12 protein-coding genes are annotated in these 13,108 nt (G+C 64.3%); 4 read left to right on the forward strand and 8 right to left on the reverse strand.

The window, feature by feature from the left end:
- Positions 1-73: 73 nt before the first annotated feature.
- Both IVB54_RS36205 and IVB54_RS36210 read left to right on the forward strand, forming a co-directional pair.
- Entirely contained in the window at positions 74-277 is a 204-nt protein-coding gene (locus IVB54_RS36205) for a DUF1127 domain-containing protein (RefSeq protein ID WP_007599575.1), read from the forward strand.
- Between the two features lie 80 nt (positions 278-357).
- Positions 358-981, forward strand: a complete 624-nt coding sequence (locus IVB54_RS36210) for a GNAT family N-acetyltransferase (protein WP_018457580.1) — start codon at positions 358-360, stop codon at positions 979-981.
- Between the two features lie 51 nt (positions 982-1,032).
- Here the strand turns inward: IVB54_RS36210 and IVB54_RS36215 are convergent, their stop codons facing one another.
- Complete coding sequence (locus IVB54_RS36215) at positions 1,033-1,863, reverse strand: enoyl-CoA hydratase (protein ID WP_018457581.1); 831 nt, start codon at positions 1,861-1,863, stop codon at positions 1,033-1,035.
- Positions 1,864-1,974: 111 nt separating this feature from the next.
- Entirely contained in the window at positions 1,975-2,676 is a 702-nt protein-coding gene (locus IVB54_RS36220) for an SDR family NAD(P)-dependent oxidoreductase (RefSeq protein WP_018457582.1), read from the reverse strand.
- A gap of 231 nt (positions 2,677-2,907) precedes the next feature.
- Here IVB54_RS36220 and IVB54_RS36225 point away from each other — a divergent pair, with 231 nt between their 5' ends.
- Positions 2,908-4,692 carry an acyl-CoA dehydrogenase family protein gene (locus IVB54_RS36225; protein WP_026233403.1) on the forward strand — a complete coding sequence of 595 codons (1,785 nt, stop codon included), beginning with the start codon at positions 2,908-2,910 and terminating at the stop codon, positions 4,690-4,692.
- Between the two features lie 44 nt (positions 4,693-4,736).
- The gene (locus IVB54_RS36230) at positions 4,737-5,825 is read left to right on the forward strand and encodes a Zn-dependent alcohol dehydrogenase (protein ID WP_018457585.1); all 1,089 of its coding nucleotides are present in this window, start codon (positions 4,737-4,739) and stop codon (positions 5,823-5,825) included.
- Between the two features lie 27 nt (positions 5,826-5,852).
- Here IVB54_RS36230 and IVB54_RS36235 read toward each other — a convergent pair whose 3' ends face one another.
- The 6 genes from IVB54_RS36235 to IVB54_RS36260 form a co-directional block, all read right to left on the reverse strand.
- Complete coding sequence (locus tag IVB54_RS36235) at positions 5,853-7,223, reverse strand: hypothetical protein (RefSeq protein WP_018457586.1); 1,371 nt, start codon at positions 7,221-7,223, stop codon at positions 5,853-5,855.
- Between the two features lie 240 nt (positions 7,224-7,463).
- Complete coding sequence (locus IVB54_RS36240; protein WP_026233404.1) at positions 7,464-7,739, reverse strand: DUF1488 family protein; 276 nt, start codon at positions 7,737-7,739, stop codon at positions 7,464-7,466.
- Positions 7,740-7,816: 77 nt separating this feature from the next.
- Positions 7,817-9,295 (reverse strand): AMP nucleosidase, encoded by a 1,479-nt coding sequence (locus tag IVB54_RS36245; protein ID WP_018457588.1) that lies wholly within the window; start codon positions 9,293-9,295, stop codon positions 7,817-7,819.
- Between the two features lie 175 nt (positions 9,296-9,470).
- A complete protein-coding gene (locus IVB54_RS36250; protein ID WP_018457589.1) occupies positions 9,471-10,805 on the reverse strand; it encodes an HlyD family type I secretion periplasmic adaptor subunit in 1,335 nt (444 codons plus the stop codon).
- Positions 10,802-12,547 carry a type I secretion system permease/ATPase gene (locus tag IVB54_RS36255; protein ID WP_247364156.1) on the reverse strand — a complete coding sequence of 582 codons (1,746 nt, stop codon included), beginning with the start codon at positions 12,545-12,547 and terminating at the stop codon, positions 10,802-10,804. Before IVB54_RS36255 ends, IVB54_RS36250 begins: the two co-directional genes overlap by 4 nt.
- 260 nt (positions 12,548-12,807) lie before the next feature.
- Positions 12,808-13,077 carry a GlsB/YeaQ/YmgE family stress response membrane protein gene (locus IVB54_RS36260; protein ID WP_007605178.1) on the reverse strand — a complete coding sequence of 90 codons (270 nt, stop codon included), beginning with the start codon at positions 13,075-13,077 and terminating at the stop codon, positions 12,808-12,810.
- Positions 13,078-13,108 lie beyond the last annotated feature (31 nt).

Consider the following 13,108-nt stretch of genomic DNA (forward strand, 5'->3'; position numbering starts at 1 on the left):
AGTACAAATTGTCGTTTGTCGCAGTGCACCCGGAAGCAGATATTAGCGGTCAACTTAGCTCCAGGAGCTGGCAATGTCTACTTTGACCCAGAATTCGATGACAAATCATCATGCGCCAGGGCTGATCCACCAGATCGGCGAGACGCTTCACGTTTGGCACGAGCGTTACCGGACCCGGCGTGAGCTCACCAACTGGTCCGCGCGCGACCTTCAGGACGTCGGACTGTCCTGGAGCGATGTCGCCTACGAGGCCGACAAACCCTTCTGGCGGGCCTGATTGGCCGCCAGGCCGGCGCCGCCTGACTGTGGGGGCGCCGGCGGTCCCTTTCCCCTTTGGTCCCCTTGGGGGCGCGTGTCATGAGCACCCTTCGCCTGGAAGATCTGAAGCAATATTCGGACACGCTGCGCACGCGACACGGCGAGGCGCTGCGCGTTCGTTTCGTCGAGCCGCGCGACACCGAGGAGCTCCAGCACTATTTTCGCTCGCTCTCGACGCGGTCCCGATACAACCGCTTCTTCGGCGCGATCAGCGAACTGCCGCAGGGCCTGCTGCACGAATTCCTTCAAATCGGCGAGCGCGAACGTTTTACCGTGGTGGCGACCATGATGGTCGACGGCTTCGAGACCATCGTCGCCGAAGCGCGCTATGCGCTGCATGCCGAAACCGCGACGCTTGAATTCGGTCTGTCGGTTGCCGACCGCTGGCAGGGCCACGGCATCGCCACCGTGCTGATGAAGAATCTTGAATGCCGCGCGGCCGCGCTCGGCGCCGACCACATGTTCGGCGACACGCTGCGCTCCAACGCCGCCATGATCTCGGTCGCGCGTAAATCGGACTTCGCCTTCGTCAACCATCCGGACGACTGGAAGCTAGTGCGCTTCGACAAGGAGATCTCCGTCGCACCGAAAGACATTCCCTGCGCGAGCTGGCGCCTCGTCGCTCTTTCCCGTCAGGCCGATAGCCCCTCAGCCTCGGCCTGACACCACTCGAGCCCGGCCTGGCGAAAACCAGAGCCGGGCATTTTTGCGCCGCTACTTCCCCGTGAACACCGCCTTGCGTTTCTCGATGAAGGCCTGCACCGCTTCCTTGTGATCGGCGGTCGTGGTCAGGCGAACCAGACGTTCGGCCTCGTGGTCGCGCGCGGTCTCGAAGTCGAACAGCAGGGCCTCGTCGAGATTGTCCTTCATGTAGCGCAACGCGAGGCGCGGACCTTCAGCGAGGGATTTTGCCAGTGCAAAGGCCTCCGCCTGCAATTTGTCATCGGGCACCACGCGGTTGACGAGGCCGATGGCCTCGCACCTGACAGCATCGACCCGATCGCCGGTGAACAGCAGCTCGCGCGCCCGCGCGGTGCCGACGAGGCGCGTCAACAGCCACGCGATGCCATAGTCGCCGGACAGCGCGATGCGCGCATAGCCGGTGGCCACGAAGGCCGATTGCGCGGCAATGCGGATATCGCAGGCCATGGCGATGGCGAGCCCCGCGCCGACCGCCGGCCCCGGCAGCGCCGCGATGGTCGGCTTGCGCACCGACACCAGCGCGCCGGTGAGCAGGCGCTGCCGCTCCTGGAGATCGGCGACCTTGTCGTCAAAGGACATCTCCAGCTTCTTCGGGTCGCGATGCGCGCCCATGCCCTTGACGTTGCCGCCGGCGCAGAACGCTTCGCCGGCGCCGGTGATCAGCAGCGCGCCGACATCGGGGTTCTCGCCGCAGGAGCGGATCATCGTACGCAGCGCCGGGGTCAGCGCGTCCGACAGCGAGTTGCGCGCCTCGGGCCGGTTCAGCGTGATCAATGCGACGCGATCGCGGATCACGCAGAGGAGTTCACTGGTGCCGGTATCGATGGTGGTTTCCGTGGACATGATTCCCGCCCTTGTAGGATGGGCAAAGCGAAGCGTGCCCACCAATTGCTGTTTCGTCGTTGATAGTGGGCACGGCGCTATGCGCCTTTGCCCACCCTACGGCAGCTTGCCTCAAAACTTCTCCACCCAGGGCCGCAGCTCCAGCTCCCAGCTCCAGGCGCTGCGCGGCTGCTGCAACACGTTCCAGTAGCTCTCCGCGATGGCATCGGGATCGAGCATTGAATCCGGCTTCTCCGGCGCTTCCGTGCGCGCTGCGCTCCTGATGCCGCCATCGATCACGAAATGGGCGACATGGATGCCTTGCGGCGACAATTCGCGCGCCATGCTCTGCGCGAGCCCGCGCAGTGCGAACTTGCCCATCGCGAACGGCGCGGACTGCGCATAGCCCTTGACGCTTGCCGAAGCGCCGGTGAACAGGATCGCGCCGTGCTGGTTCGGCAGCATGCGCCTGGCCGCTTGCTGCGCCACCAGGAAGCCGCCATAGGCACTGACCGCAATGGCGTTCGCCACGTCGGCCGGAACGAGATCGACGAACGGCCCGCGCGCGCGGCCGCTGGCGTTGTAGACGACCACGTCGGGCATGCCGATCTCGCGTTCGACCAGGCCAAACAGGCGTTCGACCGCATCAGGCTCGGTGGCGTTGCAGGCATAGGCCTTGGCGCCGGTCTCGCTGCAGAGCGCGCCGAGCTTCTCGATTTTTCGCGCGGCCAGCGCGACGCGGATGCCCTGGGCGGACAACAACCGCGCCAGCGAGGCGCTCAGGCCTTCGCCGGCGCCGACGATGAGGGCGATCTTGTATTTCGGGTGTTCCATGGCGTGATCTCTCGAAGACGGGAAGCCGCTGATCTATGCACGGTCCGCGCGGACAACCAGCCGGGACGATCATAATTCCGCAGAGCGAATTGCGCCCTCACGGCGATCATGCCTCCCTGACAATTTGCGGCTTTATCCGCTTTCGCGACTGGAGCATGATCGACATCATCACAAGCGGCAAGCGCCAAATCAGCGCAAAATGACCGCAAGGCGGAAACGAAGAGGATGATCATGCGACAGCCGGCCCCCGCGCAGCCAAAACAGGTCGCGGCCGCACCATCCGGACTGCTGGCTCCCGATACCACCGGCATGAATTTCTACCGCGCCGATCAGGCACTCACCGATCTCCTCCGCATTCATCTACCGGAGACGCTATTCCGCCACATCGAGCCGCATCTCGATCGGCTGGGCGAACTCGCCGGCGGCGTGCTCGATGAATGCGCGCGGCTCGCCGACCGGCACACACCGGTGCTGCACCAGCGCGACAAGTTCGGTCGCGACGTGCAGTGGATCGAATACCACCCGGCCTATCGCGAGCTGGAGAAGGCCGCCTTCGGCGAGTTCGGCATCCACGCGCTCTCGATCCGCAAGGGCATCATGGGCTGGCCGGACAAATATCCTGTCGTCGCCAAGCACGCCTTCACCTTCCTGTTCAACCAGACCGAATTCGGCATGGGTTGCCCGATCAACGTAACCGACGGCTGCGCCAAGCTGCTCGCGAATTTCGGCAGCGAGGCGCTGAAGGCGAAATATCTCGACGGACTAACCCAGACCGACATGAGCAAGCTGACCCAGGGCGGCCAGTTCATGACCGAGAAGGAAGGCGGCTCCGATGTCGGCACGCTGACCACGACGGCCGTGCAGGAAGGCGACCATTGGCGCCTCACCGGCGAAAAATGGTTCTGCTCGAACGCCGACGCAAAGATCGTGATGCTGCTGGCGCGCCCCGAAGGTGCCGGCCCCGGCACGCGCGGAGTCGGCCTGTTTCTGATGCCGCGCTTCCTCGACGACGGCTCGCAGAACCACTACCGGATCGTGCGTCTGAAGGACAAGCTCGGCACGCGCTCGATGGCCTCGGGTGAAATCAAGCTCGAAGGCGCGATCGCCTACGCGGTCGGCAAGCTCGACCGCGGCTTCGTGCAGATGGCCGAGATGGTGAACTCGTCGCGGCTCTCAAATGGCGTCAAATCCACCGCGCTGATGCGGCGGGCCTACCATGACGCGATGACGGTGGCGAAAAACCGCGTGGTGTTCGGCAACCGCATCATCGACCTGCCGCTAGGTCGGCGCCAGATGCTGAAGATCATGCTGCCGGTCGAGCAGGCGTTGTCGATGAGCTTTCTCACTGCGGACGCGCTCGACCGCGCCGAGGCCGGCAGCCAGGATGCGGCCGCACTGCTGCGCATCCTGACGCCGACCTTGAAATTCCGCGCCACCCGCGATGCGCGAAAGGTCTGTGGCGATGCGCTCGAGATGCGCGGCGGCATCGGCTATATCGAGGAATTCGCGACCGCCCGCCTGCTCCGCGACGCGCATCTCGGTTCGGTCTGGGAAGGCACCGGCAACATCGTCGCGATCGATGCGCTGAGGCGTGCGGTCGGCCGCCACGGCGCCGAATCCGCGCTGGCCGCCGATCTGCATGCTCGCCTCGATGACAGCCCCTCGGTGCCGCAGGCCTGGCGCGACCGGCTGCACACGCTCACCGATCGTGCGGTGGGCTTCGCACGCGAGGTCGCGGGAAAGGCCGACAATGAGGCCGATGCGCGCCGCGCCACCAGCCTGCTCTATCATGTCGCCGGTGCCGTCGCGCTCGCCTGGGAGGCGCATCGTATTCACGACATGCGGGGCGATGCGCGCAGGCTGTTGTTGTCGCGGCTGGTGATCGATCACCGGGTGTCGCCGAGCGATCCGTTCCGGCTGACGGAAAATGCCGTGCAGCAGAAGATCGCGGCGCTGCTGCTCGGCGATCGTGCAGGCAGCATGAGCGAGGTTGGCGAACTGGTCCTGGCAGCGTAGGCTGCACCCACGTTCGAAGCAAAAAAAGCGATAGGGAGTGCTCGATGAAGGCGGCCGTCCTCCATGAAGTCAACAAGCCCCTAGTCATCGAGGATGTCAGCCTGCCGAAGCCCGGCCCGCGCGAGGTCCTGATCCGGACCTCGGCCGCAGGTCTCTGCCACTCCGATCTGCACTTCATGGAAGGCCTTTATCCGCATCCGCTGCCCGCGGTGCTCGGGCACGAGTCGGCCGGTGTCGTCGAGCAGGTCGGCTCCGACGTCACCTATGTGAAGCCCGGTGATCATGTCGTCACCTGTCTTTCGGTATTCTGCGGCACCTGCGACAACTGCACCACGGGCCGCACGGTGCTCTGCACCGACACCACGGTGAAATTGCTGCCGGGGGTGTCCAATCGGATGCAATGGGCTCGCTCCGAGAAGCTGCATCAGTTCCTCAACCTCTCGTCCTTCGCCGAGCAGATGCTGGTGCACGAGAACGCGATCGTCAAAATCCGCAAGGAGATGCCGCTCGATCTGGCCGCGCTGATCGGCTGCGGCGTCATCACCGGCTACGGCGCGGTCGTGAACACGGCGAAGGTGACGGCCGGCGAGACCGTGGCCGTGATCGGCTGCGGCGGTGTCGGCATGGCCGCGATCAACGGCGCGCAGATCGCGGGCGCCGGCCGCATCATTGCCATCGACACCAACCCGGCCAAGCTCCAGCTCGCGACCAAGCTGGGCGCCACCGACATCATTAATCCGGCAGACGGCGACGTCGTGAAGCAGGTGCGCGATCTCACCAATGGCGGCGTGCATCATTCCTTCGAGGTGCTCGGCCGCAAGGAGACCGCGGAGCAGGCCTTCGGCATGCTCGCCTCGGGCGGCACGGCCACCATCGTCGGCATGATTCCGTTCGGCCAGAAGATCGAGCTGCACGGCTTCGACTTCCTGCGCGAGCGCAGGATCCAGGGCTCATCGATGGGCTCGAACCATTTTCGCGTCGACATGCCGCGGCTGGTGGATTTCTACCTGCGCGGCCGGCTGCATCTGGAAGACTGGATCTCGGCCAAGCTGAAGCTCTCCGAGATCAACGAAGGGTTTGCCAACATGAAGGCCGGCAAGACGCTGCGCAGCGTGATCATGTTTGACAGCTGATGGCTCGATGACGCGGGTCGCCCAGGATTAAGGCAACTGGTCCGGGCCGGCCAAGTCGCCACGCGACTCTTTCAGGAGCAGCAGCGCCGCAGCTGTCACGAGACCCGTGGCGAGCAGGTACAGGGGCGATATGTTCAAACCGGGCCCTTCGATGACCAGATAGGAGAACAATCCCGCGGTCGACGCGATGAAGCCGAGCCAAGCAAGCTTCGGAAAGCGAAATCCACGTTCGCCGCGCCAAAGATCATGCACGAGGTAGTACACGAGAAGGCTGTTGCAGAGTGCCGCCGGCAGCACGCCCAGGACGATTCCGTTTTCGAACGCGAGATAGGATAACACGCCGTCGACCTGAGCAATCACCGCGAAGGGCACATAGCGCGGATTGAGGCAGGCCAGCGCGATCGACGCAAGCTCGAACGCGTAGAAGTACCGCTCGTGCATCTTCGGGAGCAGATACGGCATGAGCATGAGCGATACACAGGCGACGAGCAGAATAAACTCCGGCCCCGCCCGTCGAGAGCGCGCGATGAAGATCGACAAGGCGAGCCCGCTCGCGGCCGCGAGCACCATGCCGACGGCGACTCCGATCGCGTACGGCAGTCCGCCAGCCAGCACCCAGATGTTCGCTGCGTTCATGGTGAGGCGATTGAAGGTGTGAGCTTGGTCCAGATAGACCGCGAACACGGAGGCCAAAGATCTACCGGCGACCAGAACCGGAATGGCGAGAACCACATAGATCCCGGGAACGGTGGCGAGCCATGCCGGGTGGATCCTGCGGCGCAGAATCATGCCGAGCACGAAGGGTCCCAGGAACACGCCCTGAGCCTTCACCGAAAATGCCATCGCAAATGACGCAACGCCATTTCGGTCCCGCATGAACAGCGCGATGGAAACCAGCGTGAAGTACGTCCAGATCGAATCACTCTCCGCCCACACCGCGCCGTTGAAGATCACCGTCGGTGCAAGCCAGACAGCGCAGAAGGCCAGGGAAGCTCGCAACGGCAGCTTTGTCGCTCGCCAGACGATCTGGGCCACAGTGATCGCGCAGCCCAACTCGAATACTGCCGAGATCGCTTTCACGAGGGAAAGTGGCTCGCCTAGCCAATCAAATCGGGCGGCAATCAGCAGGAGGTAGCTGTAGAACGGCGTGTAGTTGGTAAAGGCTTCGGCCAGCCCGGCGACTCCGTGATCGCGAGCAAAGACATACCAGGGGATCAGATGCTGAATGGCGTCATCGGTCGCGTGTTCCCGGGCAACGTAGCGGAGCGCAAGGCCGACAAGTCCACATCCGATCGCGACGGCGATTGCAAGCCGCCAACTCTCTGGCTGCGTCTTGTTCGGATTGACGTCATGACCGGGCCCGCGGATCGCGTCGATTCCAACAATGTCTTTTGTCACGCGATCACTCGTGAGGCTCCATTTCGTGACCCAACCTCTACGGGCCATCAATTCATAGCTGGATAACGTCTGGTTTCGCAGGTCTTAAGATTGCCGCGAAACGGTTGCTTGGTTAGCGAATGCTTTAGAGGAATTGACGCTCGTCGAAATGGCTGCCGGCGGGAAGGTAAGCCCGGCAAGACCAAATCTTGACCAACTGATGAACTGTCCTGGAGCATGACGGCGGAGGCTGGAGCGGCACTATCGCTGCAAATGTCGCGTGAAGATCCGCACCACATGGCCCCTGACCCGCGGCGCCTCGTCGTAGAGGTCTGAGGCGAGCCGCTCGATGGTCTCGCGCAGCGACAGGAACTGGGCCTGCCGCGCGCTGCTTTCGGTGCCTTGCATGCCCGCAAGCTCGTCCATGGCGGCGTCGCTGATCTGGCACTGCACGACCTCGCCGTCGTTCAGCATGGTGAAGCGAAAGGCGAGCCGTTCGAGATCATGGCCAATGATCCTGTCGCGCATGAGTGGCATCAATTCGTCCCGGTCGACCCCCGCGCCGAAAATGCCGAAAATCCCGCTGCTTGTCAGCAGCAAAGGCAATCCATGGCCTACTGAAATGCAACTTCGGCGAAACTGCGGAGCTTGCGGGAATGCAGTCGCTCGGATTCCTGCTGCTTGAGCCGTTCCAGCGCCTTTAAGCCGATCTCGAGATGCTGGCCGACGCGGCGGCGGTAGAATTCGCTGGCCATGCCTGCGAGCTTGATCTCGCCGTGGAGAGGCTTGTCGGAGACGCACAGCAGCGTGCCGTAAGGGACGCGAAAGCGGTAGCCGTTGGCGGCAATCGCGGCCGATTCCATGTCGAGCGCAACCGCGCGCGATTGCGACAAGCGGCGAATGACATCGGGCCCGCTGATCTCCCAATTGCGGTTGTCGACGCTCGCGACGGTGCCGGTGCGCATCAGGCGCTTGAGCTCGAATCCTTCGAGCCCGGTGACGTCCTCGACCGCCTCCTCGAGCGCCACCTGCATCTCCGCGAGCGCCGGGATCGGCACCCACAGCGGCAACTCACGATCGAGCACATGGTCCTCGCGCACATAGCCATGGGCGAGCACGTAGTCGCCGAGCCGCTGCGTGTTGCGCAGGCCCGCGCAATGGCCGAGCATCAGCCAGGCATGGGGCCGCAGCACGGCAACATGGTCGGTGACGTTGCGCGCGTTCGACGGACCGGTGCCGATGTTGATCAGGGTGATACCACGATAGCCGGGCGCGGCCAGGTGGAAGGCAGGCATCTGCGGCGTGCGCGCGGGCGCAACGCCCGTCGTCGCGCCGCCGCTGCGCGTGATCACATTGCCTGGAGCGACGAAGGCATCGAGGCCCGCCTCGCCAGCCTGAAGCCGCTGCTGGCAAAGCTGCGCGAAGGCGTCGACATAGAACTGGTAGTTGGTGAAGATCACGAAGTTCTGGAAATACTCTGGATCCGTGCCCGTGTAGTGGTAGAGCCGGCGCAGCGAGTAGTCGACGCGGGCCGCCCGAAACAGGGACAGCGGTTCGGGCGCGCCGGGCTGGAGCTCGAAAGTGCCGTCGGCGATGGCATCGTCCATGGTGGCCAGATCAGGCACGTCAAACGCATCGCGCAGCGATCGCGTCACCGGCGAGTTCTCGCTGGTGGTGATGGCGGCTTCGATGTTGATGTCGCGGCGATAGGCGAAGTGAACGGGGATCGGTTCGCTGGACTCGCCGATTTCGACTGGGACACCGTGGTTCTGGATCAACAGTCCGATCTGCTCTGTGAGATAAGTCCGGAACAGATCCGGCCGCGTGACGCTGGTCTCGTGCACACCGGGCCGCGCGACGAAGCCGTAGGCGAGCCGCGAATCCAGCCGCGCATGCGTCGCGGTGGTGATACGGACGAAGGGATAGAAGGCCCGCACCCGCGTCGTGATTGCCTCGCCGTTGACGTAAGCTTCGAACCGGTCGCGCAGGAACTTCGTGTTGCGCTCGTAGATCTCTTCGAGGCGGGCGACGGCGAGGCCGGCGTCGGAATAGGATTCGGTGGCGACGGAGGGTGGAGATTGGATGGATTGCATTGTTCGACGCCGGGTTTGCTGGGGCTGAATCGAACTATAGCAAGAAAACTAAAGCAAGAAAGAAGCCGCCCGTCATTGCGAGCGTAGCGAAGCAATCCAGAAATCTCGCCACGGAGGCGACCTGGATTGCTTCGCTGCGCTCGCAATGACGAATGGGATGACGCGCTTTCGCGCGTCACTTCTCCCGGAACGCTCGCATGAACTGGTCGTGCAGCGGCTTCATCAGGTAGGACAGCATGGTGCGATCGCCGGTCTGGACGAACGCTTCCGCCGGCATGCCGGGGATCAGCCTGGAGTCACCGAGCTTGGCGACCTCCTCTGCGGACAGCGAGACGCGGATGGTGTAGTAGCTCTGGCCGGTGCGCTGATCGGTGGTGACGTCGGGCGAGACGCGGCTGACGACGCCGTTGAGCTCCGGCGTTGTGCGCTGGTTGAACGCGGACAGGCGCAGCAGCGTCTTCTGGCCGATCTGGAGCTTGTCGATATCGACCGGATTGACCTTGGCTTCGACCTGGAGATCGTCGGCCTGCGGCACGATCAGCATGAGGGCGTCGCCGGCGGTGATGACGCCACCAACGGTATGCACCGTCGATTGCAGCACCATGCCGTCCTGCGGCGCGCGGATGTCGACACGGCGAAGCTGGTCCTCGGCGGCGACCTTGCGCTCGATCATTTCGCCGATCTTGTCGTTGGTCTCGCGCAGATCCTTCGAGACCTCGCTGACCATGTCCTTGTCGACCTGGATGATCTGGAGCTCGGTCTCGGTGATCTTGCCCTTGGCCTGCGCCCGCGAGGCGATGTATTGCGCGCGCTCGCCGTTGAGGCGGGCGCTGTCGCGTTCGAGCGTGGTCAGACGGGAGATCTGCACCAGGTGCTTGTCATAGAGATCGCGGACACCCACGAGCTCCTGCTGCACCAGCGAAATTTCCTTGTCCTTGGCCCGCTCCTGCGCGGAGAGGCCCTCGATCTCTTCATTGAGCTGCTGGATGCGCTCGCGCAGCTGCGCCTTCTGGCCGGCGCGTCCGTTGACGCGGACGTCGAACAGCTTGGTTTCGGCGGAGAGCAGCGCCTTGACGTCGGGATCGTTGCCGCGATCGAGCAACGCTTGCGGGTAGTCGATCCTGTCGATTCCGCGCTGCTCGGCCTGGAGCCGCGCCGCACGCGCCTGCGCCGCGTCGAGATTCTTGGTGACGATGGCGAGATTCGCCTTGGTGACGGTGTCGTCGAGCCGCACCACGATGTCGCCAGCCTTAACTACGTCGCCATCGCGAGCACGCACCTCGCCGACGACGCCGCCGGTCGGATGCTGCACCTTTTTGACATTGGACTCGACGACGATCTGACCCGGCGCGATCAGCGCGCCCGAAATCTGCACCGTCGAAGCCCAGCCGCCGAGGCCGACCAGGAGGACCAGCACGATCCCAAGCCCGAGCATCAGGTGAAACCGGATCGACTGCCGTACGGTCCTCTTCGCGGCAGGCTTCGCGCCGCCGAGCGCCATCGTGCTCATGCCTTGGCTCCGCCTTCGCTGACGATCTTGATCGGCGCCGGCGGCGTCACGCGCGGCTGGAGCACCTGGGCGAGCACCTGTTCCTTCGGCCCGAAGGCCTGCATGCGGCCGTCGCGCAGCACCAGGATCTGGTCAACCGCTTCCACGCCGATCGGACGGTGCGCCACTACGATGACGATGGCGCCGCGCTCGCGCGCCGCGCGGATGGCGCGGGTCAGCGCCTCGTCGCCTTCGGTATCGAGATTGGAATTGGGCTCGTCGAGCACGATCAGGAAGGGGTTGCCATAGAGCGCGCGCGCCAGCGCCACGCGCTGCGCCTGGCCCGCGGAGAGCGCCGTGCCCTGCTCGCCGACCTGGGTGTTGTAGCCCTCGCGCATCTTGATGATCATCTCGTGCACGCCGGCTTCCTTGGCGGCGCCGATGATGCCGTCAGACGTGGCCTCGGGATCGAAGCGGCTGATGTTCTGCGCGATGGTGCCGCCGATCAATTCGACGTCCTGCGGCAGATAGCCGATGTGGCGGCCAAGCATGTCCGACGACCACTGGTCGAGCGCCGCGCCGTCGAGCCGCACCTTGCCGCGGACCGGCTGCCAGACGCCGACCAGCGCGCGGATCAGCGACGACTTGCCGGAGCCGCTCGGTCCGATCACGCCGAGGCCATTGCCGGCTTCGAGCGCAAAGGTGATGTCTTGCACGATGAGGCGCTGGTCGCCCGGCGGCACCATGGCGATACCTTCGACCGAGAGGCGGCTGGTGGGCGCCTGCAACTGGGTCGGCATCGTCTGCGCCGGCATCTGCTCGAGAAGGCGGGTCAGACGATGCCAGCTCTGGCGTGCCGCGACAAAGGATTTCCAGTGCGCGATCGCGAGGTCGACCGGCGCGAGCGCGCGTGCCGAGAGGATCGAGCCGGCGATGATGATGCCGGCGGTCGCCTCCTGGTGGATGACGAGATAGGCGCCGACCGCGAGCACGGCCGATTGCAGCATCATGCGCAGCACTTTTGCGACCGCGCCGAGACCGCCGGCGACGTCGCTCGCACGCTGGTTGCCGTCGAGATATTTTTCGTTGGCCTCGCTCCAGCGCGCGTTCATCCGGCCGGCCATGCCCATCGACACCATGACTTCGGCATTGCGGCGGCTGGCCTGGGCGAGATCGTTGCGCTGGGCGGCGAGCCCCATCGCCTCGCGCGCCGGCTGGCGGGACATGAACTCGGTGACCAGCGTCAACCCGACCAGGATGACGGCTCCGACCAGCGCGGTGACGCCGATCATGACGTGGAAGGCGAAGCAGATGGCGAGATAGAGCGGCAGCCAGGGCAGGTCGAAGAACGCGCTCGGTCCCATGCCGCCGAGGAAGGAACGGACATTGTCGAGATCCCGCAGCGGCTGAAGCCCCTCGTTGCGGCTGCCAACCAGCAGCGGCAGGCGCACGATGGTGTCGAACACCCGCTTGTTCAAGGCTTCGTCCAGGGCGGTACCGACCCGGCCCAAGATCCGGTTGCGGATCATGTCCAGCACGCCCTGCGCCATGTAGAGGAAACCGGCGAGGACGATCAGGCCGACCAGGGTCGGAATACTGCGGCTCGGCAGCACCCGGTCGTAGACCTCCAGCATGAAGATCGACCCGGTCAGATAGAGCAGGTTGATCATGCAGCTCATCAAGCCGACGCCGACAAACGCCGTGCGACAGGCGCGCAGCGCATCACCGAGCTCTGAGCGGCGGACGCCGGGAACGGCTGCCATCAGTCTGATCTCTTTCGGGTAGGGGCCAAAGTCCCTGATTTCAAAGGCAAATTCAGGAGTAATTGACCCGGATTAACATCGCGTTTGCGCTCATCGCTCAACGCAGTCGAACACCCGGGACCCCTATGGCCCACATCACCCCCGACCGACCTTGCACGCAAGTCCGGAATCTCACGATCTTGCGGCTTTTTCTTGCAGACATGTCACCTCTCCCCGGGCGGGGAGAGGTCAAAAGTTCGATCAATTGAACCCGGGCGCCATTAGAACCGGCCGCCGCCGCGGACCAGCCGCACCACCAGCAGCAGGATGACCGCGCCGATGGCGGAATAGATGATCTCCGATATCAGCCCGGTGCCGATGTGAATGCCGAGCTTCGGAAACAGGAAGCTTGCCACCAGCGCGCCGGCGATGCCGACCACGATATCGCCGATGATGCCGAACCCGGTTCCGCGCACCACCTTGCCGGCCAGCCAACCAGCGACGAGGCCGACGAACAGGATGACAAGCAAGCCTTCATTCGAAATGTACATAAATGAGGTCCCTCTCCGTGAACGGTTCCAT

Source organism: Bradyrhizobium sp. CW1 (genome assembly GCF_023100665.1).
Taxonomy (GTDB): domain Bacteria; phylum Pseudomonadota; class Alphaproteobacteria; order Rhizobiales; family Xanthobacteraceae; genus Bradyrhizobium; species Bradyrhizobium canariense_D.